We start from the raw sequence: 25,371 nt of genomic DNA on the forward strand, positions 1-25,371 counted from the left end.
GGCCGCGCGGCCGGGGCTTCCCCACCACAGGGAGTACGGCGTCGAGCCGGCTGTTACCGGAACCCGAGGTGCGTGTCACCCGCGTAGAAGTCGACAGTGCCGGAGGGCGCAGACGTGCTGGTGCTGACCGTGCCGACCGTCGCGGTGGCGGTGACCTTCGTGTGCTGCGAGCCGCCCACCGGTGACGTGGTGACGACGAGGTCGGTGGTGGTGGCCCGGAACGTCAGCGTACGCAGGTAGTGGTTCAGCAGCGGACGCCACACGTGCCAGGTGTGCACGCCCGGCACGTTGTACTCGTCCAGCTCGACGCCGGCGGCGCGCAGGGCAGCGGCGTTGCGCTGCGAGTTCTCGGCGATGTTGCCCAGCCGGTCCTGCAACCCGGTGCCGATCATGATGCCGCCGGCCACCGCCTTCATGCTGTCGACCTGGGCCTGGGTGGCGGCCGGGCCGCCCGCACTCCAGGCCGCGTGGTAGCCGAACAGGTCGGTGTGGTTGTACATGATGGTGTACGCCCGGCTGCCACCGGCGGAGAAGCCGGCGAACGCGCGGTCCTGCGCCCGGGTCGAGACGCGGTAGTTCTGCTCGACGAACGGGAAGATGTTGTTCCGTAGTTCGTTGACGTAGCCCTCGTTGCCACCGGGGAGGCCGTTGAAGTCGGTGGACACGATCACCATGGGCTGCGCCGCACGTTCCTTGATCGCGTTCTCCAGGATGAGGTGGGCAACGCCCTGCATCGTCCAGGCGGTCGAGTGGTCGCCGCTGCCATGGCTCAGGTAGAGGGTCGGGTACGGCGTGGCCCGGTTGGGGTCGTAGCCGTGTGGCAGGTAGACGACGATGTCGTGGACTCCCGCCGGGTTGGTCGACAGCGGCGAGGTGTACCGCCGGGACTCCAGCCGGCCGACCCTGGCGACCGGAGCCTGGTAACCGGTGTCGTACGTCGGGAACTTCTTGCTGGTCGGGACGTAGATCGTGCTGCGTACCGCGCCGGGCGCTCCCGGGTACTGCGGCTGGATCTGCCAGCGGTTGGCGGGGTCGTCGTGCAGGGCGCAGCCGGTGGCGAGCTCGTTGGCGCAGTCGTGGGTGAACGCGTAGCGGAAGGTGCCCGCCGGCAGCGGAGTGGTGAAGGTCCAGACCCCGTCCGGGCCCTTCCGCATCGCCTGGGTGTGCCACGGGGTGGCCGCGACGTCGCCGGGTTGCCACTCGGCGGGCGGTCGCGCGTCACCGCAGTCCTGGCATGCGATGTTCTCCGGTCGGGAATAGAACCAGTCGCCGTAGACGTGGACCTGCCCGACGTCCTCGGGCGCCCGGTACCGGAAGGTGACTGTGTAGCCGGTCGGGGGCTTGTCGGTGCGGGTGACGGTCGGGCCCAGCGGCGCCGGCGGTGCGGCCGAGGCCGCCGGAGCGGCGACCGTTGCGGCCGTCACTGTGACGGCGGCGAGCAGCGCGAGCAGCAGCCGGCGTGTCGGTGCCGGCGTCGGGGGACGGGGAGGTGCGACGGGCATGTTCCTGCTCCCTCTTCGGCGTGTGGTCAGACCGCACCGAGCGGTCGACCGACCATTCGATGGTGAGGTGAAGGGATACCAGTAACGAGCGATGCAGTGATGCGAGCGCTAACATCGTTCCCTGTCGAAAACACAACCATGAATTGCATTGACGGTCAAGGCGGAAATTCGATCGGAAAATCGCATCCCCACCATTCGGGCGCGCTTCAGCAACACCGGGCAACTGGCGCGCAAATTCTCTGTCGGATTGATTCTTCAAGGAATTCGCGCGCCAGTCACAGGTGGCCCGGAACGCGCCCGGGAAAAGCCAACGGACGCGGTTATTCGACCGCTGGCTGCAACCTCCCGTCGACCCGCCGGGAGATGGCGGTGTACTCGTCGCGCAACTCCTCGGGCAGGATCCAGGCCGGGGCGTCCTGCCACGCCAGCGGGCGCAGGAACCGTCGGATCGACGTGGCGCCCACCGAAGTGTGCACGGCGTTCGTCGACGGCCACGGTCCACCGTGGTGCTGGGCCCACGACACCCGGACCCCGGTGGGGTATCCGTCGAACACGATGCGACCCGCGCGGGCGGCGAGCACGTCGACCAGTCGACGTACGACCTCGGCGTCGTCGCCCGGTCCGCGGTGCAGCGAACCGGTCAGCGACGGCGGGACGGCGGCCAGCGCGGCGTCGAGGTCGGCGGCGTCGTCGTAGCGGACCACGATCAGGAGCGGGCCGAAGCACTCGTCGGCGATCTCGGCGCTCAGCCCGGCGAGGCCGACCTCCAGGAGGGTCGGCGCCACTGTGAAGCCCGCCCCGGGTTCGACAGTGGGCCGCGCCGACACCCGGGCGCCGGCCCGCTCGAACTCCGTGGACCGGTTCTCGTACGCGTCCCGGATGCGCTCGTTGAGCAGGACCGTGCCGCCCGACGCGTCGACCTTCGCCCGCAGCGTCTTGACCAGGCCGTCACCACCTGGATCCGACGGAACGAACGCCAGGCCGGGCTTGGTGCACAGTTGGCCGCCCGAGTTCGTGAAGGAGCCGAAGAGGCCCTCGGCGATCTGGTCTGCCCGAACGGCGGCCGCGTCGGGCAGGACGACGATCGGGTTCACGCTGCTCAGTTCGGCGTACAGGGGAATCGGGTCGGGTCGTTCGTCGATGGCCGCCTGGATGGCGCGGGCGGCGTTGACCGAGCCGGTCAGGGCGGCCGCGCGGATCGCCGGGTGACGCACCAGTGAGCGGCCGGCCTGCTCCCCGTACACGGTCGCGACGACACCCCCGGGTCCGCCGAGGTCGCGGACGGCCGACTCGATAGCGGCGGCGGAGGCGTGCGAGGTCAGGGGGTGGGACGGGTGGGCCTTCAGGATCGTCGGACACCCGGCGGCGAGCGCGGCGGCCGTGTCACCGCCGGCGACCGAGAAGGCGAACGGGAAGTTGCTGGCGCCGAAGACGGCGACCGGCCCGAGGGGTACGAGCATCCGCCGCAGGTCCGGGCCCGGTCCGAGTGGTGTGTCGGCGGCGTGGTCGATGGCGGCCTCGACGTACGCTCCGTCGCGCAGCACCTCGCCGAACATCCGGAACTGGAGCGCCGCCCGGCTGAGTTCCCCGTTGAGGCGCGCGTGGCTCAGCCCGGTCTCCGCCTCCGCGGCAGCGACCAGAACCTCCCGGCGGGATTCCAGCGACGCGGCGATCGCGTCCAGCAGCTCCGCGCGGCCGAGCCTCCCACGGGCGGCCAACCACTGCGCCGCCGCCGACGTCTGACCGGCGATCACCTCCAGCCGAGACTCGTCGGTCTCGGTGAGATCCGTCGCGCGACTCTTACCGTCGCGCGGATCGACAGTGTTGACCACGTTCACAGCAGTCCTCTCCTCACCAGATTGCCCATGAGATCGCGGACGCCGAAGTGCCAGGGCTCGCACTCCTCCGCGTGCCGCACCCGGTTGACCAGGGTCCCGAGCGCTGGGCAGCTGATCCGTACCACGTCGTCGACCTTGTGGGTGAAACCCTCACCAGGGCGGTCCCGGTCCTGGATGGGCGCGAACATGGTGCCGAGCATCAGGGCGGCGCCGTCGGGATAGTGGTGGTGCGGCCCGATCAGCTGCCGGACCAGTTCCTCGGGGTCACGCGACATCTGGGTCATCTCCGAGACCGCCTCCAGGTGGAAGCCGTCCACGCCTCGAACCTCCAGGCGCACCTCGAGTTCGCGTACCCGATCCATGCCGAACCGGTCGTCGAAGAGCCGGATCAGAGGGCCGAGGGCGCAGGAGGCGTTGTTGTCCTTGGCCAGGGGAAGCAGGAGCGCCGAGCGGCCCTCGATGTCGCGCAGGTTCACGTCGTTGCCGAGGGTGGCGCCCACGATCCGGCCACTGGACTGGACGATGAGCGTGACCTCGGGTTCCGGGTTGTTCCAGGTCGAGGCGGCGAGTACGCCGACCGGAACGGCGGTGCCGACAGCGGAGAGGATCTGCCCCTTGGTGAAGATCTCGGCGTCCGGGCCGATGCCGACCTCCAGGTACTGGCTCCACATGCCCTCGGCGATCAGCAGACTCTTGAGCCGATCCGCCTCCGGTGAGCCCGCCTCCAGGCTGTGCAGGTCGACACCGACGTCGGCGAGCATGCGGTGCCGGAGGTCCGCCGCCAGTGCCAGGTCTCCCCGCGCCCGCTCCTCGATCACGCGCTCGATCATCGAGATCGGGAAGGTGACCCCGGCTGCCTTGAGCGCCTGGAGGTCGACCGGGGCGAGCAACCAGGGCCGGCTGCGGTCGCGGGTCGCGGCCCCCGTGTTGGCCAGTATCTCGGCGAAGTCGCCAACCCTCGGCCCGTCGAGCCCAGCCACTGTCGCGGCGGGATCGGGCAGCTCACAGATGTCGCGGACGGTCGGGAACCGGCGGCTGATGTCGATGACCTCGCCGTCGCGGACGGTCACCGGTGAGGGTCCGTCGCTGGACGGGTCCCAGATCCGGCCGATGAGGACGCTGTCGGCATCGTCCGGCAACGCTTCGGCGGCGGTACCGACCCAGTCCGCGGCCGACCCTCGGGGCCGTGGCAGCGTCATGAGTCGCTCTCCAGGTTGAAGAAGGACCGCTCGTCGCGGGGACGGATGTCGAAGACGGCGTCCTGGAACATCCGCAGCGGGTGCGGTGTGAACTGATGCTGCTCGATCGCTGTGAGGTCCACCTCGATGCCCAGGCCGATCCCGGTCGGGATGAGGATGTCGCCGTCGTCGGTCAACACCAGCCGCTCGTTGGTGATCTCGGGGCGCCAGGGCACGTCGGTCGCCATGATCTCCAGGTACCGGAAGTTGGGCAACGTGGCCCCAAGTTGCAGCGTCGCCGCGGTGCTGAGTGGACCACTCGGGTTGTGCGGCGCGAAGCCCACGTAGCTGGTCGCCGCGAGCGTGGAGATGAAGGCCAGCTCGGCGATCCCGCCGGCGTGCGTCACGTCGGGCTGGACGAAGTCGACCGCCTGGCGGGCCAGCGCCGGCGCGAAGCCCTGCCGCCCGTACCACCGCTCCCCCGCGGCGATCGGCACCGGCGACGCGCGACGGATGTCGACGAGCGCGTCGAGGTTGTCCGGTGGGCAGGGCTCCTCGAACCACACCGGGTCGAACTGCGCGATCTCCTTCGCCACCTTGATGGCGTGGCGGACGTCGAAGCGCCCGTGCCCCTCGACGAACAGCTCCACCTCGCGGCCCACCGCGCCACGGACCGCGTCGATCTGGGCCAGGACCCGGTCCAACTGGGCGGTGGTGATGGTCAGGTCGTAGTTCTCGAACGGGTCCCACTTGAGGCCCCGGAAGCCCGATTCCACGGTCCGGCGCGCGGCGGCCGCGTAGTCCTCCGGCGTGACGGCACCTGAGAACCAACCGTTCGCGTACGCGCGGACCCGGTCGCGGGTCGCGCCGCCGAGAAGCCGGGAGACCGGTACGCCGAGCTCACGCGCCGAGATGTCCCAGAGGGCCATCTCCAGCGAGCTCAACGCCGTCATGATCACCGGGCCGCCGCGCCAGTACCAGTCCCGCGCGGTCTCGTAGAGGATCTTCGAGATGTTTGTGGGATCCAGGCCCACCACCGCCTCGGCCAGCTCGGCGATGGCGCCCTGGACGGCACGTTCCTTGCCCTCCAGGGTGGCCTCGCCGAGCCCGACGATTCCCTCGTCGGTGTGGACCCGCACGATGACGAGGTTCGTGCGGTAGAAGTCGACGACGAGTGTGTCGACAGAGACGATCTTCATCTTTCGGCTCAACCCTTCACCGCGCCGGCGGTCATGCCGGACACCACGTACTTCTGCACCAACAGGTAGAAGGCGACGGCCGGCAGCGTGAACAGGAAGGCGACGGCCATCACCGTCTGGATCGGTGTACCCAGCTCGCCGATGAAGTTGGCGATGCCGACGGAGGCGGGTTGCAGGTCCGGGTTGAAGATGAACGTCACTGCGAACACGTACTCGTTCCAGGCGTGGAAGAACGCGATGACAGCGGTGGCCGCGATCGACGGGGCGATGAGCGGCACGTTGATGCGGGTCAGGGTGGTGAAGGGCCGGGCGCCGTCGGCACGCGCGGCCTCCTCCAACTCCTTCGGGATGCCGTCGATGGCGCCCTTGAGGATCAGCGCGACGATCGGCAGGACGAAGGCGGAGTTCACCAGGATGAGGCCGGTCAGCGAGTCGAGCAGTTCGAAGCGGCGGAACAGCGCGAACAGCGGGACGACCATGAGCGCCTCGGGAAGCATCTGCGTGAACAGCAGAACGACTGTCAGCACGGCCTTGCCCCAGAACGAGAACCGGGACAACGCGTAGCCGAGCGGGATGCCCAGGCCGACGGAGAGCACCATCGTGCCGACGGCGATGATCAGGCTGTTGAGCAGCCAACCGGCGGCCTTGCCCTCGGCGAGCGCATCCACGAAGACCCCGAACTGGCCGAGGTCCGGCGTGAGCCGGGGCTGATCGGCGAAGAGGTCGCTGTTGCTGGACAGCGCGGTGACGAACATCCAGTACAGCGGGAACACCGCGACACCGAGCACGACGAGCACGGCGACGATCCGTGCGGTGACACCGAAACGGAAGCGCCTCATCGGACGTCCCCCTTCTCCACAGCGCGGGCGACCAGGCGGCTGCCGATGACGACGATGAGCGAGATGACGACGCCGACCATGCCGATGGCCGCCGCCGAACCGAGTTCCTTCGAGTCGAAGGCCTGCGAATAGAGGTCGATGACGAGCGTCTCGGTGGCACCGACCGGCCCGCCCTTGGTCATCAGCCAAATCAGCTCGAACCGCCGCAGCGACCAGATCGTCATCAGCAGGGCCAACAGACCCACAGTCGGCTTGATGACCTGCCAGGTGACGGCCCGGAAGGTCGCCCACCGTCCGGCACCATCCACGGTGGCGGCCTCGTTGAGATCCTGCGGTACGGACTGCAGGGCGGAGAGCAGCACCACGGAGGTGAAGGGGAACAGCTGCCAGATGGTCGTGGCGAGCACCGCCGGGAGCGCGTAGCGCGGGCTGTCGAGGATGGCGCCACCCGGGACGCCGAGCCCGACCGCGTCGAGGAGTCGGTTCACGATGCCGTACTGCGCGTTGAGCATCCAGGTGGCGATGAGCGCCACCGCGATGCCCGGAGCCGCCCAGGGGACGGTCACCAGCGCCCGTGCCACGCCACGGCCGCGGAACTTCCTGTTGAGCAGGAGCGCGACGGCGAGCCCGGCGCCGATCGCGACGACCACGCAGGTGATCACGTAGACGACTGTGATCAGCAGGGTGCGATGGAACTCGGGGTCCCCGAAGATCCGGTTGAAGTTGTCGAGCCCGACCCACTCACTGCGGGTGGGGTTGAGCAGCCTCGTCCTGGTGAAGCTGAGGTACACCTCCTGGACGAGGGGTACCGCCTGGAAGACGAGGATGAACAGTGCGGCGGGTGCCAGGAACAGGTACGGCGTCCACTTGCTGCCCAGCGGGCTGGGCCGACGCCGGGGCCGGCCTGAGGGTGTTGTCTTCGGTACTCCGGTCTGCTCGACCACAGTCATCGGATCGGTCCTTCTGGGGGAAGGACGCCGCCGACGCACGAATCCTTGCGTCGGCGGCGTCGCCGTGTCGAGCGGTCAGCGGACCAGTTCGGTCGCCTGCTGCTGGGCGCGGTCGAGTGCCGACTTGAGGTCGGCCTTGCCCTGCAGTGCCGCGACCACGTTCTGCACGACCACCTTGCGGATGTCCGGCGTCTTGGCCTCGAACCCCAGCACGATCTGCGGCAGGCTGGTCTCGGTGAGCCCGTCGAAGACGGGGAGGAACGGCGTGGCCTTGAGCGCTTCCGCGCTGCGCTGCGTGGTGGTGGCGACGCTGCTCGCGCCGAGGATCTCCTGGAGCTTCACCTGGTTCTGCGGCTCCAGCGCCCACTTGATGAAGGTGGCGGCCTCGTCCTTGCCCTCGCTGGCCTCGTTGATCACGATTGGTGCGAGGATCGCGCCCTGCTTGCGGACCGGGAACGGGATGGGAGCGACGTTGAAGTTCAGCTTGGCGTTCTGGCCACGCGTGGCGGTCACGTAACCGCCGTTGTTGAGCTCCATCCCGACCTTGCCCTCGGCGAACATCCGCCGAAACGTGGCAGCGTCCGCGCCGCGCGGGATCACGTTCGCGTCGTACAGGTCCTTGAACGCCTGGAGGCCCTTGAGGTTCTCCGGCGAGTTGATCGTCAGGTTCTTTCCGTCGGACCACGCGCCGCCGAAGCCGTAGACGTAGTTGAAGATGTCCTGCCAGACACCGGCCTCCTCGGCCTCCGTCTGGCGGAACGCCAGGCCGAAGACGTCGCCCTTGGTCAGCGACTTGGCGGTGGAGGTGAACTGCTCGTAGCTGGTCGGCGGCGTCGGGATCAGGTCCGCGTTGTAGAACATCGCGTAGTTCGACGCTTCGAAGATGACGCCGTGCCGGACACCGTCGTGGACCATGAACTGGTCCGGCTGCTTGAGCAGGTCGTACTTGCTGGCGTCGATCACCTTGTCCAGCGGTGCGACGAGACCGGCGTCCGAGGCCGCCTCGAACTCGGGCATGTCGAAGCGGACCAGGTCGGGACCCTTGCCGCTGCCCATCTGCGTGAGCACGGTCTGACCGAAGGTCGGGTACGGCACCGCGGCGGCGGAGACCTGGACCTTGGTCTGGCTCTGGTTGAACTCGTCGAGCCACTTCGTCAACAGGGGCCCGCGGCCCGGGTCGCCGAAGGTCGAGGCCGCGAAGGTCAGTTTGGTGACGCCGTCGCCGGAGCCGCCGTCGGAGCCGCAACCGGTCAGGAGCGTGGCGGCAAGGCCGAGGGCACATGTCGCCCTGGCGATGCCGAAATAAGCGCGCTTATTACCCATCGTTACTCCACTGTTACGAGATGACGTCAAGCCGATGAAATTGCAACGATCGTAGCGTCATGTGCAACGGTGTCAAGTGGCGATTGCGCATCGCGTCATCTATATTGCACAATATGCAATGACAGCGACGGCGCTACCGTCGCGCGAGGGGAGACACAGCCTTGGCGCAATCGATTCGCCGCGCGATCGACCTCATCCGTCGATCCGCGGAGCACCCGCTGTCCCTTACGGAGGCTGCGGACGTGCTCGGCGTCCACAAGTCCACAGCGCTCCGCATACTGCAAACACTGGAGTCCGCGCGCTTCGTCCGCCGGACGGGCGCGGGCACCTACGTGCTCGGCAGCGGCCTGATCGAGTTGTCCGAGCTCGCGCTCGGCTCGATGGACCTTCGCCAGCCCGCCGCCGCACACCTGCGTGCGCTGCAACGCGAGACCGGCCACACCGTACACCTGGCGCAACTGACCGGCGACGAGATCATCTATATCGACAAGGTCGACAGCCCGGCGTTCGACGCCGTCAAGCTGCCGTCGCGGGTGGGACGCGCGGTGTCGATCTACGCGAGCGCCGTGGGCAAGACCATCCTCGCCTACCTCCCCCGGCAGGAACGCGACAGGCTTCTCTCCCACGTCGTCTTCGAGAAGTTCACCGACACCACGTTCGCCGACCACGACTCCCTGGAAGCCGAACTTGCCCGCATCCACGACTGCGGCTGGGCCATGGACAACGGCGAGCACGACGCCTACGTGATGTGCGTGGCCGCGCCGATCAGGGATTCACGGGGGCAGGTCATCGCCGCTGCCTCGATCACGGCGATCGAGGTCATCGCGAGCCTCGACCAGCTCAAGAGCAACCTTCCGCTGCTCCTGGAGACCGCCAACAAGATTTCGTACGAGCTCGGCTACGCGCCGCCGCCCACCGTGGCCAGCCCGGACGGCGAGATCCTCTCGGCGACCTGACCGCGCACGCCCCGGGCGATCACCGCGTTCTCGGCGCCGACCCGCCGGTGATGCGGTGGTGCTCGTCGGTCTCCATGTCGATGAAGGCCTGGATCATGCCCCGGTAGATCCGTTCGATCAGATCCGGGTCGGCACCGGCCTCGCTGGCCAACGTGCGGACCCGGGCCACCACCTGCGCCACCCGGTCCGGCGCACGGACGGCCTGACCGTCGCTCTTGAGCGGGGCGGCCTGCCGGACCAGCTCCTCCCGACGGGCAAGCAGCCCGACCAGGTCCCGATCCAGCTCGTCGATCCGAGCGCGGATCGCTGTCAACGTCGTCGCGGTCTCTGCCACGCCGGAAATCGTCGCACGACAGCGACACGATCAGGGGACCCGTTCGCCGGCCGACGCGTCGAATGCCGGCTATCACCCTAATCTCGACACGTTCATGTTCGCCTCGGCACGGCAACCACGGAGGGTGACGATGGGCGGAATGCCACGGCGTCAGTTCGTCAGACTCTCCGGAACCGCCGGCGCCACCGGACTGCTGGGACTGGTCGGCGCGGACCGGGCGTTGGCCGACGGGGGCCCGACCCCCGCGCCGTCGCCCTCGACACCCGGCGGCCCCGGCGCGGCGGCCTGCCCCACACCCTCGGCCCTGTGCGGCTACCCCGCCGACACCGGTGGCAGGTACGACCTGTGGGACCGGGTCCAGGTCTGCGAGGGCACGAAGACCGGGCCGCCATTCCCCCAGTGCCTGCGGACCACTCCCACGTACGTCGTCCTCAATGGAGGGTCGGGCTCGAACCACGACTTCCTGCTCGTGCCCAGTTGCCGGATCAGCGGCATCGAGTGCCCGTTCATCACCACCGCCAGCGCGCCGAACTACTGGCTGGACGCCTGGGACAACGCCCAGCCGGGGCAGCCGGGGCACGTCGTCTATCCCCACCTCGGGCTGGGCGTCAACTCGGCCGACCCGACGATCCGTCAGCAGGACCAGCTCCACATCCACCTCGCCGGGATCCACTCGGGGATCCAGACGCAGCTGAACAACCACGACAGCGCGATCAGCAACGACCCGAACCGGTGGCGCAACCAGATCGTGCCGATCTGGGGCCTGACGAGCACCGGCCTGCCCGCCCCGCGCTCATACCGGGTTCTGCACGTCGCGAACCTGAACGGGAACCTCTTCCGGCTCCTGCTGGACAGCGTCGTGCGGCCGACCGGAGCGGCGATGGCCGCGCAGATGCTGGCCGTGACGCCCCGCCTGATCGGCGGCGGCGGGTTCTACGTCCTGAACAGCGAGCCGGGCCTGCCCGTCCCGGCCGGTCAACCCGGGGGTACGGGCACCGTCGACTTCCTGCTGGCGTACGCCTGAGCCGCCCGCTCAGCGCAGCAGCGCCATCCGGTCGATGATGGAGTCGCGCAACTCCGGCGGCCAGGGAAACAGCGGCGCTGCCACGCGGAGCTGGGCAAATCCGTGCAGCCCGACCCAGAGCGCTGCCGCGTCGCCGAAGGGGTCGGCGCTGGTCGACCGTCCCGCCGCGACACAGTCCGCGAGCGTACGCCGCAGGACCTCGAAGGCCCCCATGCCGAGCACGGCGAGCTCGTCCGCCATGCCGGGCGCCCGCTCAAGGGCCTGCCCGGCGTCCCAGACGGCGCCGAACATCACCCGGTACTGGTGGGGCCGGCGTTCGGCGAAGGCCAGGTAGGCCGCGCAGGTCGCGCGTAGCCGCTCGACCGGATCCGCGTCCTCTGGTGTGCCCAGTTCCTGCTCCAGGATGTCGAACGCGCGTTGCGCGACCGCGAGCAGGATCGAGTCCAGGTCCGGAAAGTGCGGATAGATCGACGGCGCGGAGATGCCGGCCTGCCGGGCGATCCCGCGCAGGGTCACGCCCTGCGGCGCTCCGTCCTCAAGGAGCGTCATCGCGGCGTCGACGATCTCGTCGCGCAGTTGGGCACCTTCGCCGCGCTTGTTACGGGCCCGTGTTCTCGGTGTGGTCACTCCTTGACTTTACAGACGTTAGGCGAGCGCGTAAGTTAACGGCTGTAAGTTGACGTACGTTTCCTCAAGAAGGAGCCTCTCATGACCACAGCGACCGCTACCCGAATCGACACCGCCGCCCCCACCCACCGCGCCGACCTTGCCGGCCGTGCGCTGGCGGCCCTCGCGTCCCTCGCCACCGGCGTCGCGTTCGTCAACGGCGTACTACTGACCATCAACGCCAGCGACGAGCGCCTGTTCATCGAGGGCTGGCGGGTCTCCAGCTTCGGCATCTTCGCCGCGCTCTTCGCCCTGCTGGCGGTCAGGCCGCGCCAGGCGGCCGGCGTCTGGGAGATCGTGCTCGCCGGCAAGGCCGCTCTCGTCGTGTTCGGCGCGCTGATCGGAGACGTTCCGGAGGCCCGCCTGTCGGCCGTCATCGACTTCGGGCTCGTCGCCGTCGTCGCGGCCGCGTACGTGCTGTGCCGCGGCTGGTTGGCGTGGCGTCCCGCGACCACCAACCCGACCCGATGACGGAGACGACAATGCCCTCCACCTCGCCTTTCCGCCGCGTCGACCGGACCGTCACCATCTCGATCTGGGCGGTCCCGGTCCTGGTCGTCGGACAGTTCGCCATGCTGGCCATCGTCCCGGTCGTCCTCGCGCTGACCGTCAGCCTGCGGCACGCCCACCTACGCCGACTACGCCGCTGGACCATCGCTCTCGCCGCCGCCTACGCCACTCCGCTGATCCTCTGGGCCATCGGGCCTGACCGCGCCCCGAGCCTGTCCAAGGACATGCACCCGGTCTTCGCCGCGCTGATCGTCGTGGCCGCGCTGGCTACGGCAGCTGCCCTCCACCTCGGCAGGCGGCGTCCGAGCGGACCAGACGGCTCGTCGAACGAGCGGACGTCCTCCCGGGCCGCGCCGTGACCGATCCAATTCTCCCCCCGCGAGCGGAAGCGCCGGATCGCCCGTCGCCGTCATCCGACGGTGGCGGGCGATCCGAGCACTCGGTAACTGTCCTGGCGCGTGACGGATCAGCGAAGTGGCAGGGTGGCCAGCGCCAGGTTGGGGTCGACGCCGGTGGTGTACGCGGCACTGAGCACGTAGACGGTGCGACCGCGCACGGCCACCGAGGTCGGGTTCTGCAACCCGTCGGCCGCAGTCATCACCGTTCGGGAACGGCCGGCCGCGTCGATGCTCACCACGGTGTTCGGCCCGTTCAGCGTGGCGATGACCGTGTCGTCACCGGCATCGACGAAGGCGAAGTCGTCGATACCGACCAGACCGGTCGCCACCACCCGGACCGGCCCGGGTCGGCCGTGCCGCAGCGGAATGCGCAGCAGCGTGCCCTGGTCGAGGTTGGTCGCCCAGACCGCGCCGGCTCGGACCTTGATGCCGTTGGCACCGAGGAAGCCCGCCGGGGCGAGCTCGGGTGCCGAGGACCACACCTCGGCGCGACCGCCTTGCAGGGGAACCGTCGAGATCGTGCCGAGCACCGAGTCCGTGAGGTAGAACCTCTTCGTCCCCGCGTCGAACGTCAGGCCGTTGGGGAGCCCGTCGGCCGGCAGGGCCGCGATGCGGTACGGGGACCGGCCGGGACGAAGCCGGTACAGCCCCGTGGTGGCGGCGTCGCCGCTCGCGTAGAGGAAATAGATGGTGCTGTCAGCCATTCGAACGATGCCCGTGGTCAGCGCGAACCCGAGCACCGGCGTGTTGACGCCGCCGTCGGCCGGGGCCGGCAGGGTTGCCAGAACCCGCGTCCCGCCGGACGGGGTGACCGCGGCGACCTGTCGGGCCGCCGCGAAGGTGACGTAGGCGGTCCCGTCCGGGCCGAGCGCGACGTTCTCCGGCAACTGGCCCTTCGCCAGGTCGAAGTGGACCGCGATCCGCGCGGGCACCGGCGCGGCCGACGCTCGACTCGGCCCGACGGTGAGCGCCCGGGTGGTCGCGGCCGGTGCGGCGCTCGACGGCACGACCGTCACGACACCGAACCCGGCTGCTGCGACAGCGACTGCGAGGGTCATTGTTCTCTTGCGCATTTCTGTCCTTACTCACGGTGTTGTTGGTGGGCTTGAGCAGGGCGCGACGGGTCCGGCGCTCCTTGCGGAGCACCTCGTGTCGAGCCGATGGGGACGGCGCTATTCGCGCCTGACGAGCGGCTGCGAAGCACCGGCACGGGTGGTGACGGCGCTGTGCGCGAGCAACGTCATCGCGGCGTGGGATGCCGAGCCGGGTTCGGTGGTGGCGGCGATGACGGTCTGGCCGGTCTCGGTGCGCAGGGTCTGCTGTGTCACGTCCATCGCACCGACCAGCGGGTGACACATCTGGTAGACGGTGTCGCCGCCGGCCTTCACCCGGTGGTCGGCCCACATGGCGGCGAACTGCGGACTCCGCACGGTCAACTCACCGACCAGCGCGGCCATCAGCGGGTCGTCCGGGTGCTGCCCGGAAGCCATCCGCAGTGTCGCCACCACCGCGCGGGCCTTGGCGGGCCAGTCCGCGTACAGGTCACGCGTGTGCGCGTCCAGGAACACCAGCCGTGCCATGTTCGGCCGTTGGTTCGGCCACTCCGGGATCTCCGGGTTCAGGTGACCGGCGAAGAGGGCGTGACCGGCGGTGTTCCAGGCCAGCACGTCGGCGCGGCGACCGAGCACCACCACAGGTACGTCACCAAGCGTCGCCACGAGCTGGCGTAGCGCCGGGCTCACTCGTTCCGGGGCCGGGCGACGTACGGCAGGCCGGCGGCGGGTTCCGGCCGCCAGCTCGCCCAGATGGCGGCGTTCCGCGTCGTCGAGTAGCAGTGCCCGGGCAAGCGCGTCGAGCACCTCGGGTGAGGCGTTCACGGCCTGTCCCTGCTCCAACCGGGTGTAGTAGGAGACGCTGACCCCCGCCAGCAGGGCCAACTCTTCCCGCCGCAGCCCTCGAACCCGGCGCCGCTCACCGTACGTCGCCACGCCGGTGTCCTCCGGCCGCAGCTGGGAGCGCCGGGCCTGGAGGAAGTCGCCGAGCTGTCCTCTCGCGTTCATGACTCGAAGTATTGCGAGCCCTGCCGGCCCCAACCACTCCCTGCCAGGGGTAGGCACCGCCCGGCGAGGCAGTCCGTACGCATGCAGGCGACCCGGTGTCAGTTCGCGACGTCGCTGCCACTGACGGCGCCGGCGCGAAGGCCCTCATCGATGAAGCTGACCAGCCAGCTGAAGCTCTCGTCGACGGACGCGTCGATCTGGAACCCACCGGCCACCTCAAGGGTGGCGAACCCGTGCAGGACGCTACGAAGCGTCCGCATGGCGTGGATCACCTGGCCGGGTTCGAGGTCGTACCCGCCCAGCATGGCCGCCCATGAGGCGAGCACCCGCTCGCTGGCCGGGATGAACGGGTCGTCCGGGCCGGTCGGGCGGGCGGCGTTGCTGGCCGCGTACCGGCCGGGGTGTTCCCGCACGAACGTCCGCATCGCCTGCGCTCCGGCGGCGAGGGCTTCACTGCCGGAGCGGCCCTGGATGGCGTCACGGAGGGCGTCGCCGGCCTGGGTCATCCCCAGGATGGCGATCCGGTGTGCCAGGTCGGCCTGGCTGGCGACGTGCTTGTAGAGCGAGGGGGTCTTGATTCCCAGCCGTTCGGCGAGCAGACCCATGCTGAGGTTGTCGAAGCCGACCTCGTCGACCAGCGCGGCGGCGGCTTCGGTGACCGATGCCGGGGTGAGCCGCGCCTTAGGCACTGGTCAGCGTCCGGGCGAGGAAGGGCAGGGCCAGCGCGAGGACCTCGTCGGGCGTCTGGACGTGCGGGTAGTGGCCCGCGCCCTCGATGACAGCCAGCTCGCCGAGCCCTCGCGGCAGGTCGGCGAGGATGCGCTCACCCTCGGCCCGTGGGTCGGCCCAGTCCGGGTCGACGCTGCCCTGGATCACCAGGACCGGGCAGGTGACGTTCGGCAGTTGCCGACCGGCGTCGGCCGGGCTGCTCTTGGCCATGGACTGGAGGGCCTTCATCCGGCCGGGCTCACTCATCTTGGCCTCGATGCGCGCCAGCTCACCGTGCCAGTCGGCGGGCTTGGTGGGGATCGCCACGTCGAGGTACCTGCGCCAGTTCGCCACGCTGCCCCGGACGAGCACCTGCGCCAGTTGGAGGTAGCCGGCGCGGAAGCGCTTCACCCGCACCAGCCCACCCAGGTCGAAGGACTGCGCGCGGGTGAACGGCGCCAGCTCGATGACGCCGGTGATCAGCTCGGGGGCGGTGGCGGCCGCGATGGTCGCGGCGCCGCCGCTGATCGACTGGCCGATGATCACGGCGGGGCCTCCGAGGTGGCGCACGACGGCGACGAGATCACCAGCGATGTCTGTGCGGCTGTAGCCGTCCCAGCCGAGACTGGAGTCGCCGCAGCCACGGATGTCGACGTTGGCGACCCGGTATCCGGCCGCGGCGAGGGCCGGCGCGACGAACCGGTAGGAGTGCCGGCTGTCGCCCATGCCGTGCGCCAGGACGACAAGCGGGCCCTGCCCGGTCACTTCGTACGCGAGGGTGTTGCCGGCGATGTTCAGGTATTCGGTCATGACGTCCTCCAGCAAGCTAATGTGATTAGCTAAAGGCTAACCGAATTAGCCGCGATGGGCAAGTGCCGGTCACCGCTACTTCCCTCCACCCATGCCGAGCTGGGGATAGAGGGCATCGGGGGCGGCGGCCGCCCCGGTCGGCCGAGCGACAGTGACTGTCGTACCGAAGTCGCTGTAGCGCAGGGACGCGTTCGGCAACCCGTTGGCCTCCGGGATCAGGAAGCTGACCAGCCGACCCTCGGTGTCCAGCGTCGCCCGGAAAATGTGGCTGCGCGCGCCGTCCGGGAAGACACCACCGGGAGGGGGGCGGAAGCTGATCCCGTTGCCGGCGGCAACCCGGGTCACGTCGATCGTCCCGGTGATCTGGGTGCCGTTCACCCGTGCGGTGACGATCGCGTCGATGAGGCGGCCGGAGCCGCCGAAGTCGTTTCTGCCCGGCGCGAAGCTCAGGGCGAAGTCCGGCGGCAACCGGGCCGGGTCGAGGACCATCCAACCGTCGCCGACACCGCGAAGGAGTGCGCCGGCCTTCATGTAGACCTCGTCGTCGATCATCCGGATCTCGATGACCCCACCCGGCGCCGAGATGGTGGCGATCGAGCGCTTGCGGACGTTGTCGCTGTGCGACAGCGCCGCGATCTGACTGGCGATATCGACGTCGCTGCGAAAACTCGTCCGATCGACGAACGCCGTGCCCGTCCGCAGCAGACCGATCGCCTCGGCCGTCATTGTGGCATCGGCGCTGGCCGCCGAAGCCGGGGCGGATCGAGGCTTGGGTGCACTGTCCTTCGGTGCGCCAACCGAGCAACCCAGCATGAGCAGACCCGCAGAAATGCCGGCCAGTGTGGCTCGACGTGTCATGCCCGTCACGGTAGGCCGACCTGGCAAGGGCCCGGTGACCCATATAGTTCGGCGATGGAAACGGACACGGTGCGACAGGCTTACACGTCCGTCGCGGAGCTCTACATCGAGCTGTTCGGCACGGGCCAGCAGGTGGACGCCGACGACCTCGCCCTCATCCGGCGACACCTGGGCAGCCGGCCCGGCCGGGTGCTCGATCTGGGGTGCGGGCCTGGCCACCTCACCGGATACCTTCGCGAGCTGGGCGTCGACGCAGCAGGGATCGACCTGGTCCCCGAGTTCATCGCCCATGCGCGGGCGGCCCACCCGGGCGTCGAGTTCCACCTCGGCTCGATGGAACGCCTCGATATCGCCGAAGACTCCGTCGACGGCATCCTGGCCTGGTACTCGTTGATTCATCTTCCGCCGCCCGAGTTGGACGGCATGCTCAAGGAGTTCCGAAGGGTGCTGGTCCCGGCCGGGCGGTTGGTCCTGGGCGTCTTCGACGCCGAGGAGGTCGGCGCCTTCGACCACAAGGTCCTGACCGCCTACCGCTGGCCGGTCGACGAGATCTCCGAACGACTCGGCCGGGCCGGTTTCCGCGAGGTGGAACGCCTCCGGCGGTCCGCCACCGACGAGCACCGGCCGCTTGCCGCCATCGCGGCGATCGCGGTGTGAGGACGCCGAGGGCCGGCCTCCCGTCCTGGGAGACCGGCCCTCGCCCAGCTGAGCACCCGCGTCCGGGCGGGCGTCAGCACTCAGGCGTTGAGCTTCCCGGCGATCGTGACGACCCGCTCGGCCATGTGGTCGAGCGCGGCGAACTGGGCGTCGCCCAGCGGGGCGTCGTTGCTGCCCCCGGTGACGTGCGAGACGCCGTACGGGTTGCCGTCCGCGAACTTCAGCGGGTCGGTGTAACCCGGGGCGACGACCAGACCCCCGAAGTGGTGGATGGTGTTGTAGAGCGCGAGAAGGGTCGACTCCTGGCCGCCGTGCGCGGTCATGGAGGCGGTGAAGCCGGCGTACACCTTGTTGGCGAGCTGGCCCTGCGCCCACTGCGGACCGAGGGTGTCAAGGAACTGCTTGAGCTGGCTGGCGACGTTGCCGTAGCGGGTGGGCGTGCCGAACAGCACCGCGTCCGCCCAGACGACGTCGTCGGCGGTCGCCTTCGCCTCGTCCTTGGTGGCGTCGAAGTGCTGGCTCCAGGCGGCGTTGGAGGCGATGGCCTCGGCCGGGGCGAGCTCCGGAACCTGACGCAGACGCACCTCGGCGCCAGCCTTCTCGCCAGCCTCGGCGAGGCGCTTGGCCATGGCGTGCAGAGTGCCGGTGGACGAGTAGTAGATGACGGAGAGCTTGGTCATCGGAGGCATCCTTCCCAGGAAAGTAGTTGCCGCTGATAAATTTGCGGCCGCAACAATCTCGACATTAGCAGCCCTCTCGCGGTGTCCCAACCTCCTGACCACGCCCACCGGCGTGACGGAGCACACCAGGAGACGGGCGCGGGCCGCAGCCGTCCAGCCGATGAGGCGGAATGTGCGCGCCCCTACGATGAGGTGATGGACCCCGCGGGGACGCCACCGGCGGCGCGTTACCACCTGCTCGGGCCGGTCGAGGCGCGGTCGGCCTGCGGGGAACCGCTGGCCCTCGGCACGCCGATGCAGGTGCGCCTCTTGGCCGTGTTGATGTCGCAGCCGGGCACCGGGTGGTCCATCGACCAACTCGTCGACGAGCTGTGGCAGGGGCGACCGCCGAAGACGGCAGCCGGCAACGTGAAGACCTATGTCTGGGCGCTGCGCCGGGCGCTGCGCTCCCCGGGCTTCCCTGACCCCGCCATCGTCGCCGGGCCCACCGGCTACCGTCTTGCCCTGGACGGGCTGGCGGTGGACAGCGTGGCCTTCGACGACCTGGCCCAGCGCGGGTATTCCGCGCTGCGGCAGGGTCACTGGTCAGCCGCCCAGGAGACGTTCGAGGCCGCGTTGGCGCTCTGGCGTGGGGAACCGTTCGCGGGCCTCCCCGGCTGGGGGGTGTTGCGCTCAATCCGAGCGCGCCTCGAAGAACAGCGGTCCAGCCTGGTGGAGGAGGTCGTCGACCTCAAACTGCGCGCCGGACAGCATCACGAGCTGATCGAACCGCTGCGGAGCCAGGTCGACGACGACCCGCTGCGCGAGCGCCCATGGGGGCAACTGATGGTGGCCCTGGCGCGGACCGGCCGGCGTGCCGACGCGCTGGCGACGTACCGGCAGCTTCGCCACCTCCTCGCCGAGGAGGTGGGAGTCGAGCCCGGTCCCGATCTCCAACAGCTGCACACCCGCATCCTGCGGGCGGAACGGGAGCCGTTGGCATCCGATCCGCGGCCCTCGGAAGGAACCCCGCCGCGATTCGTCCCCCGGCAGCTGCCGGCCCCACCGACGTTGTTCACCGGCCGGGCCGGGGAGCTGGCCCGGCTCACCTCGCTGCTGCTCGATGACCCGCGCTCGGCCAGCACCGTCGTCATCACCGGTACGGGCGGCGTCGGGAAGAGCTGGCTGGCGCTGCGCTGGGCGCACGACAACCGGCATCACTTCCCCGACGGGCAGCTCCACGTCGACCTGGCCGGATTCGGCACCGCGACGCAGGAGGCGTCACCCTCGGCCGTCGTACGCTCGCTGTTGCCCGCCCTGGGTGTGAAGCTCCTGGAGATCCCCGCGGAGCCGGCGGCCCAGTTCGCCCTGTACCGCAGCCTGACCGCAGCTCGACGGCTGCTCGTGCTGCTCGACAACGCCCGCGACGCGGAACAGGTGCGGCCGCTGCTTCCAGGGTCGACCCGCTGCGGTGTGCTCGTGACGAGTCGCCACACCCTGCCCGGCCTGGTCACCACCGATGGCGCCCATCTCCTCGCGCTGGACCTGCCCAGCGACGACGAAGCGCGCCAACTGCTCGTCCGCCGACTGGGCGCGCAGCGGGTCATCGCCCAGCCGGCAGCGGTCGACGAGCTGATCGGACGTACCGCGCGGTTGCCCCTGGCGCTGTCCATCGTGGCCGCGCGAGCCGCCGCCCGGCCCACATTTCCGCTCCAGGCCATCGCCGACGACCTGGCGGCGAGCCGGGGCGGGCTCACGGCCCTGGCCACCGACGATGCCGCCACCGACGTGCGCACGGTGCTCTCCTGGTCGTACCGACTGCTCAGCGCGGACGCGGCCCGGCTGTTCCGGCAGATCAGCCTGCATCCCGCCCCGGATGTCAGCGCGGCGGCGGCGGCCAGCCTCGCCGGTGCGCCATCGCACCTGATCCGGCCGGCGCTCGACGAGTTGGCCCGGGCGAACCTGCTGGCCGAGCAGTCCCCCAACCGCTTCCGCTGTCACGATCTGCTCCGCGCGTACGGGGAGGAACTGACGCGCGCTCTCGACCCTCCGGCCGACCGTGGCGCCGTCCGCAGGCGCGTGCTCGACCACTACCTGCGTGTCGCTCGTGACGCGGCGAGGCTTGTCGACCCCGGCTGGCAGCCGCTCGACCCGCCGCCCCTGCCCACCGACGCGTCACCGTCGGCGTTCGCCGACCACCGGGCCGCGCTGGCCTGGTTCACCATCGAACAGCGGGTGCTGCTGGCCGCGGTCGCCGACGCGGTCGCGCACGGCTTCGACGCCCACGCCGGGCAGCTCGCCCAGGCCCTCACTCCCCTGCTCGGGCGGCTTTCGCAGTGGCACGACCTGGCCACCGTGCAGACCATCGCGGTCGCGGTCGCGCGCCGCCGCGGTGACCCACAGGCCGAGGCGCTGGCCCACCGGGACCTCGCGCTGGCCCATATCCAGAACCGCCGGTTCGGTGCGGCCCACCACCACCTCCGGCGCGCCATGGCACGGTACGACCAGGCCGGCGACCGCCCGGGTCAGGTCAGCGCCCATCTGCACCTCGCCTGGCTGTCCGACATCGAAGGAGACGCCGGGGCGGCGCTGCCGCACGCCAGGCAGGCGCTGGCACTGGCCAGCCACATCGGCGACCGGCTCGGCGAGGCGGCGGCGCTCAACGCGCTCGGCTGGAGCCATGCGCGGCTGGACGAGCACGCCCGCGCCATCGCCTACTGCGAGCGGGCTCTCGCGCTCTACGAGGAGGCCGAGGATCGGCTCGGCACGGCCCACACCTGGGACAGTCTCGGATTCGCCTATCACGGTCTCGGAAAACACCCGAGCGCGGCGGACTGCTACCGGCGCGCGCTCACGCTCTACTCCGAGGTCCAGGACCCGTGCGGGAGGGCGGACACGCTCGTCCGCCTCGGCGACACCCATCAGGTGTTGGGTGACCACCACACCTCGGTCGACCTGTGGCGGCAGGCGTTGGCGATCCTCGACCGGGTCGGTCATCCACAGGCCGCGGTGCTGGCCGACCGGCTGGCCGCGTACCAGTGAACGTCCTGCGCCGGCCGTCCCCGGACCGGCATGGATCCGACGTGGACCGGGCGTCGGCAGGCTGGACGAATGTTGACCACGAAGAGAACCACCCGCCGGCATCCGCGCGGGGTCGACCGTCGACGACGGCGGCTCCTCGGCAGCCTCTCGGTCGTCGTCGCGGCCCTCGTCACCTTGTCGCTCAACGCCCCACCGTCGCTCGCGGGCACCACGCCGACGAGCGGCGGTGCCAGGCCGGTCACCGTGGACGTCACCGGCGGTGGGAACGCTCGCATCGACTGGCAGGCGTGCCCGGAACAGCCCGACGATCCGGGCACGCGATGCGGCACCCTGCGCCTGCCGGTCGACTGGGCCCGACCGGGAGGGGAGACCTTCCCTCTGGCGCTGGCCCGGCGTCCCGCCACCGACCCGGCCGCCCGCATCGGTGTCCTGGTCTTCAACCCCGGCGGTCCCGGCCTGTCCGGGGTGGACGTGGCGTTGACGGCTGCCAGCCAGCTCGGGCCGGACGTGCTGCGCCGCTTCGACATCGTCGGCTTCGACCCCCGGGGCACGGTCCGTAGCGCACCGGTGCGCTGCTCATCGGCGCTGCTGGGTCAGCAGCCCTCCCTGACACCCGCGAACGCCGCGGAGTTCGAGCGGCTCCGCACCTACAACCGGCAGTTGCGAGACGACTGCCGTGCCAACAGTGGCCCGCTGTTCGACCACCTGGACAGTGTGAGCGTCGCGCGCGACACGGACGCCGTCCGGGCCGCACTCGGTGAGCGGCAGCTGAGCCTCTACCAGTGGTCCTACGGCACCCTGATCGGGCAGTCCTACGCCGAGCTGTTCCCCGACCGTGTCCGCGCCCTGGTCATGGACAGCGTGATGGACCACAGCCAGGGGGTACGGGAATACTTCCGCGGCGGCGCGGCCAGTAACGAGGCGCTGTTCCACGAGTTCGTGACCTGGTGCGAGCGAAACCCTGGCTGCGCGCTGCACGGACGTGACGTGCCGGCGCTCTACGACCGGCTGATGCGCCGTGCCGATGCCGGCACACTCGTCGACGCGGCCACCGGCACCCCGCTGAGCTGGTTCGAGCTTGGGTTCGCGACGTTCGTCAACTTCTTCGACGCGACCTGGGCCGATCTCGCGACCATGCTGCTCGCGCTGGAGCGGGGCGAGCCGGCCTCACTCGCGTCCCCGATGGTGCCGGTCGACGGCGACGAGAACCTGACCGAGTACGCGCTACCGGCGTTCTGCCAGGACTGGTCGCTGCCGATCGACGGGTTCGCCGACTGGAACCGGTATCTCGACCTGTCCCGCGCCACGGCACCGCACCTGCGAGCCTCCCCGTTGGCCGTCCGCTTCGCCGCTGTGTGCCTGGGCTGGACGGCGACCAACCCACAACATCGACTGCAGGTCCGGACGAGCGCGCCGCTGCTGGTGCTCAACGGGCGGTACGACCCGGCCACCCCGTACGACGGGGCCCAGCGGGTGGTGCGCCAGCTCGGCAGCCGGGGCCACCTCCTCACCTACGAGGGGTCGGGCCATGCCAGCTACCCGAGGACCGAGTGCACCCGCCGTCAGGTGGAGCGATACCTCATCACCAGAACCACGCCGCCGGTCGGTGCGAGCTGCCCGGCCGCCCCGGTCTGACGCGCCGGCGGTGTCACGGCGACGCTTCAGCTCACGGTAGGTGGTGCTGGGGCGTCGCCGCCCGCTCGGCAGGGCAGCGACGGTAATACGGCTCGGAAAAACCCGCAGGTCGGGGGTGGTGGACCTGTCGCGGCGGGCGCGGGCCCCGAACCAGGGCACCCTTGACATCGAAAGGGGTACCCATGTCACACTCCCGATGCTAATTCGATTTAGCGACCACCGAAGCCCTCAACTCCCCACACCGGACCAGACCGCGACGAGCGACCACCACAAAGGAGTCTTCGCGCATGAGGGAAACGACCGGAAGACGCAGGCTCCGGCTTGCGATCTCGATTCTCGCGTTCACAGCGCTCGCTGCGGGGGCCGTCGTCCCCGCGCCGGCTGCTGCCGCCGGCAAGCCCGCGCCCGTGCCGGGTGCGACCGTCAAGGCGGACCGCAACTCACCGACCGGATACACCGTCACGTTCGTCTACCGCAATCCGCAGGCCACCCAGGTCCGCCTCGCCGGGGACCTGACAGTGCTCGACGTCGGCACCGGCACCACCCGCTACCAGCCGGAAGAGTGGCAGCCGGGGCGCTATCACGCGGGCGGCACCGAGTTCCTCCGGGACATGACCAGGGACCCGAAGGGGAACTGGTCGGTCTCGGTCCCGCTGCACGCCGGCGGTCTCAGCTACTGGTACCGCGTCTGGGATCCGACGCAGGGCTGGGAGAACAAGCGCATCTGGGACCCCGCCTCGACGAACCCTCGGCCGCCGGGCGAGTCCTCGTTCCGGGTCAGGAACAACGACGTCCTCGATGCCGTCCACGTGCCGTACGCCAAGAAGCAGAACGACCCGGTGCTGAAGGCGCGTGCGGATTACGAGTTGCCGGTTGCCGACCGCGCGAAGCGGGGAACCGTCAGGTACGTCCCGTACACCACGATCCTTGGCGACAGTGGCCACTACCTCGGCGTCTACCTGCCGGCCAACTACGACGCCAACCGCGCGGAGCCGTACAAGGTCGCGTACCTCGCCCACGGCATCTTCGGCGACGAGACCGATTTCATGGTGCCCGCGAACGTCCCGAACATCCTGGACAACATGACGGCCAGGGGCGAGATCGAGCCGACCGTGGTCGTCACCATGGGCAACCACTTCACGGGCACCAGCCTCGGCTTCGCGTCCTACAACCAGACCAACGCGGCCAACAACCTGGTCCAGACGATCCTGCCCCTCGTCGAGAGCAGCTACAACGTCTCGACCGAGCGCTCCGGGCGGGCCTACGCGGGATTCTCGTACGGCGGGATGACGGGCGGCGTCGTCATGAAGAACTACCCGACCACCTTCGCGTTCTACGGACACTTCTCGGGTAACCCGTCGCTCACCACCCAGGACTACGACACCATCGCGAACGCGGTCGGAAACGACGATCTCTCGGTCTTCCTCGGCAATGGCGTCTTCGAGGGCAACCTCAACGCCCAGAACGCCATCGCGGACAACTTCCGGGCGCGGGGATACACCGCCGCGACGACCCAGGTCCCCGGCGCGCACGACGGGATGACGGCGGGCCAGCTGTTCACGATCTTCGCCCGGGATCACCTGTGGTCGGGGGTCGACACCGTGTCGGTGACGCCCGCGACGGTGAACCTGACGAAGGGCTGGAGCTGGGAAAGGCAGTTCACCGCCCAGGTGACGACCAACGAGGGTGTGAGCCCGGCGGTGACGTGGTCGGTGCAGGGAGCGACCTCCACCGACACCAGCATCTCCGCTGAGGGTCTGCTGTCGGTCGCCGCAGCGGAGACCGCGTCGTCGCTGACCGTCGTGGCGACGTCGGTGGCCGACCCGTCCAAGTCGCGCTCGGCCCAGGTCACCCTGACGCCTCCGGGCCCGGGACACGTCGCGGTCAAGGCGAAGGCCACGCCGGCCTCGGTCGTCCGCGGTGGCACGTTCACGCTGACCGTCGACGTCCGGGCCCAGTCGCCGCGCCCGAAGGCTCCGAAGGTGACCGGCGAGGTAGCCGTCACCTTCGGCGGCACCACCCGGGTGGTTGCCCTCCGCGGTGGCACGGCCGTCGTCGAGCTGCCGACCGCTGGGCTGCCCGCAGGGGTGCACCCGGTGCACGTCGCGTACTCCGGTGACGCGGCCCACGCCCCCACCGCTGCGGTCCACCAGCAGCTGCGGGTCCGCTAGGCAAGCAGGCAGGGGTGGGCCGGCGACCTCTCGTCGTCGGCCCACCACCGGCTG

At 70.0% G+C, this 25,371-nt stretch carries 23 protein-coding genes; 8 read left to right on the top strand and 15 right to left on the bottom strand.

Annotation, left to right across the window (positions count from 1 at the left end):
- Positions 1 to 53: 53 nt before the first annotated feature.
- The 7 genes from ACFYPG_RS04100 to ACFYPG_RS04130 form a co-directional block, all read right to left on the bottom strand.
- On the bottom strand, positions 54 to 1,502 hold the full coding sequence (locus tag ACFYPG_RS04100) for an alpha/beta hydrolase-fold protein (RefSeq protein WP_387350129.1): 1,449 nt from the start codon (positions 1,500 to 1,502) through the stop codon (positions 54 to 56).
- 320 nt (positions 1,503 to 1,822) lie between these two features.
- Positions 1,823 to 3,340, bottom strand: coding sequence for an aldehyde dehydrogenase family protein (locus tag ACFYPG_RS04105; protein WP_387350131.1), 1,518 nt, complete (start codon positions 3,338 to 3,340; stop codon positions 1,823 to 1,825).
- A complete protein-coding gene (locus ACFYPG_RS04110; protein WP_355006253.1) occupies positions 3,337 to 4,539 on the bottom strand; it encodes a fumarylacetoacetate hydrolase family protein in 1,203 nt (400 codons plus the stop codon). Before ACFYPG_RS04110 ends, ACFYPG_RS04105 begins: the two co-directional genes overlap by 4 nt.
- A complete protein-coding gene (locus ACFYPG_RS04115; RefSeq protein ID WP_387350133.1) occupies positions 4,536 to 5,717 on the bottom strand; it encodes a mandelate racemase/muconate lactonizing enzyme family protein in 1,182 nt (393 codons plus the stop codon). The genes ACFYPG_RS04110 and ACFYPG_RS04115 overlap by 4 nt, the downstream gene beginning before the upstream one ends.
- A gap of 8 nt (positions 5,718 to 5,725) precedes the next feature.
- Positions 5,726 to 6,556, bottom strand: coding sequence for a carbohydrate ABC transporter permease (locus tag ACFYPG_RS04120; protein ID WP_196926036.1), 831 nt, complete (start codon positions 6,554 to 6,556; stop codon positions 5,726 to 5,728).
- Positions 6,553 to 7,506, bottom strand: coding sequence for a carbohydrate ABC transporter permease (locus tag ACFYPG_RS04125; RefSeq protein WP_387350135.1), 954 nt, complete (start codon positions 7,504 to 7,506; stop codon positions 6,553 to 6,555). The genes ACFYPG_RS04120 and ACFYPG_RS04125 overlap by 4 nt, the downstream gene beginning before the upstream one ends.
- Positions 7,507 to 7,581: 75 nt before the next feature.
- Entirely contained in the window at positions 7,582 to 8,829 is a 1,248-nt protein-coding gene (locus ACFYPG_RS04130) for a sugar ABC transporter substrate-binding protein (protein WP_355006256.1), read from the bottom strand.
- A 161-nt stretch (positions 8,830 to 8,990) separates the two neighbouring features.
- Here ACFYPG_RS04130 and ACFYPG_RS04135 point away from each other — a divergent pair, with 161 nt between their 5' ends.
- Positions 8,991 to 9,785 carry an IclR family transcriptional regulator gene (locus ACFYPG_RS04135; protein ID WP_355006257.1) on the top strand — a complete coding sequence of 265 codons (795 nt, stop codon included), beginning with the start codon at positions 8,991 to 8,993 and terminating at the stop codon, positions 9,783 to 9,785.
- Between the two features lie 19 nt (positions 9,786 to 9,804).
- Here ACFYPG_RS04135 and ACFYPG_RS04140 read toward each other — a convergent pair whose 3' ends face one another.
- Entirely contained in the window at positions 9,805 to 10,119 is a 315-nt protein-coding gene (locus ACFYPG_RS04140; protein WP_355006258.1) for a chorismate mutase, read from the bottom strand.
- A gap of 139 nt (positions 10,120 to 10,258) precedes the next feature.
- Here ACFYPG_RS04140 and ACFYPG_RS04145 point away from each other — a divergent pair, with 139 nt between their 5' ends.
- Positions 10,259 to 11,143: a CDP-diacylglycerol diphosphatase gene (locus tag ACFYPG_RS04145; RefSeq protein WP_355006259.1), complete on the top strand. Its 885-nt coding sequence runs from the start codon at positions 10,259 to 10,261 to the stop codon at positions 11,141 to 11,143.
- Between the two features lie 9 nt (positions 11,144 to 11,152).
- Here the strand turns inward: ACFYPG_RS04145 and ACFYPG_RS04150 are convergent, their stop codons facing one another.
- On the bottom strand, positions 11,153 to 11,770 hold the full coding sequence (locus tag ACFYPG_RS04150; protein WP_355006260.1) for a TetR/AcrR family transcriptional regulator: 618 nt from the start codon (positions 11,768 to 11,770) through the stop codon (positions 11,153 to 11,155).
- Between the two features lie 81 nt (positions 11,771 to 11,851).
- On the opposite strand from ACFYPG_RS04150, the gene ACFYPG_RS04155 reads away from it, so the two are divergent.
- Together ACFYPG_RS04155 and ACFYPG_RS04160 are read left to right on the top strand one after the other, a co-directional pair.
- Positions 11,852 to 12,280 (top strand): hypothetical protein, encoded by a 429-nt coding sequence (locus tag ACFYPG_RS04155; protein ID WP_355006261.1) that lies wholly within the window; start codon positions 11,852 to 11,854, stop codon positions 12,278 to 12,280.
- A gap of 11 nt (positions 12,281 to 12,291) precedes the next feature.
- Positions 12,292 to 12,678, top strand: a complete 387-nt coding sequence (locus tag ACFYPG_RS04160; RefSeq protein ID WP_355006262.1) for a hypothetical protein — start codon at positions 12,292 to 12,294, stop codon at positions 12,676 to 12,678.
- A 107-nt stretch (positions 12,679 to 12,785) separates the two neighbouring features.
- Here ACFYPG_RS04160 and ACFYPG_RS04165 read toward each other — a convergent pair whose 3' ends face one another.
- From ACFYPG_RS04165 to ACFYPG_RS04185, 5 genes are all read right to left on the bottom strand, one after another.
- A complete protein-coding gene (locus tag ACFYPG_RS04165) occupies positions 12,786 to 13,790 on the bottom strand; it encodes a hypothetical protein (RefSeq protein ID WP_355006263.1) in 1,005 nt (334 codons plus the stop codon).
- Positions 13,791 to 13,889: 99 nt separating this feature from the next.
- Positions 13,890 to 14,777 (bottom strand): helix-turn-helix domain-containing protein, encoded by an 888-nt coding sequence (locus ACFYPG_RS04170; protein ID WP_355006264.1) that lies wholly within the window; start codon positions 14,775 to 14,777, stop codon positions 13,890 to 13,892.
- Between the two features lie 98 nt (positions 14,778 to 14,875).
- Positions 14,876 to 15,466 carry a WHG domain-containing protein gene (locus ACFYPG_RS04175; RefSeq protein WP_355006265.1) on the bottom strand — a complete coding sequence of 197 codons (591 nt, stop codon included), beginning with the start codon at positions 15,464 to 15,466 and terminating at the stop codon, positions 14,876 to 14,878.
- Positions 15,459 to 16,295, bottom strand: coding sequence for an alpha/beta fold hydrolase (locus ACFYPG_RS04180; RefSeq protein ID WP_387350140.1), 837 nt, complete (start codon positions 16,293 to 16,295; stop codon positions 15,459 to 15,461). Before ACFYPG_RS04180 ends, ACFYPG_RS04175 begins: the two co-directional genes overlap by 8 nt.
- A 75-nt stretch (positions 16,296 to 16,370) precedes the next feature.
- A complete protein-coding gene (locus ACFYPG_RS04185; RefSeq protein ID WP_387350142.1) occupies positions 16,371 to 17,153 on the bottom strand; it encodes a hypothetical protein in 783 nt (260 codons plus the stop codon).
- A 54-nt stretch (positions 17,154 to 17,207) separates the two neighbouring features.
- On the opposite strand from ACFYPG_RS04185, the gene ACFYPG_RS04190 reads away from it, so the two are divergent.
- Entirely contained in the window at positions 17,208 to 17,810 is a 603-nt protein-coding gene (locus ACFYPG_RS04190; protein ID WP_355006268.1) for a class I SAM-dependent methyltransferase, read from the top strand.
- An 80-nt stretch (positions 17,811 to 17,890) separates the two neighbouring features.
- Here the strand turns inward: ACFYPG_RS04190 and wrbA are convergent, their stop codons facing one another.
- Positions 17,891 to 18,499 (bottom strand): NAD(P)H:quinone oxidoreductase, encoded by a 609-nt coding sequence (wrbA, locus tag ACFYPG_RS04195; RefSeq protein ID WP_387350143.1) that lies wholly within the window; start codon positions 18,497 to 18,499, stop codon positions 17,891 to 17,893.
- A gap of 186 nt (positions 18,500 to 18,685) precedes the next feature.
- Between wrbA and ACFYPG_RS04200 the strand changes: the two genes are divergently transcribed.
- The 3 genes from ACFYPG_RS04200 (at position 18,686) to ACFYPG_RS04210 (ending at position 25,317) form a co-directional block, all read left to right on the top strand.
- The gene (locus ACFYPG_RS04200) at positions 18,686 to 21,511 is read left to right on the top strand and encodes a BTAD domain-containing putative transcriptional regulator (RefSeq protein ID WP_387350145.1); all 2,826 of its coding nucleotides are present in this window, start codon (positions 18,686 to 18,688) and stop codon (positions 21,509 to 21,511) included.
- 69 nt (positions 21,512 to 21,580) lie between these two features.
- The gene (locus ACFYPG_RS04205; RefSeq protein WP_387350147.1) at positions 21,581 to 23,146 is read left to right on the top strand and encodes an alpha/beta hydrolase; all 1,566 of its coding nucleotides are present in this window, start codon (positions 21,581 to 21,583) and stop codon (positions 23,144 to 23,146) included.
- A 287-nt stretch (positions 23,147 to 23,433) separates the two neighbouring features.
- Positions 23,434 to 25,317, top strand: coding sequence for an alpha/beta hydrolase-fold protein (locus ACFYPG_RS04210; protein WP_387350148.1), 1,884 nt, complete (start codon positions 23,434 to 23,436; stop codon positions 25,315 to 25,317).
- The last annotated feature ends 54 nt before the right edge of the window (positions 25,318 to 25,371 follow it).

The sequence above is a fragment of the Micromonospora sp. NPDC005553 genome (assembly GCF_042871765.1).
GTDB lineage: Bacteria > Actinomycetota > Actinomycetes > Mycobacteriales > Micromonosporaceae > Micromonospora.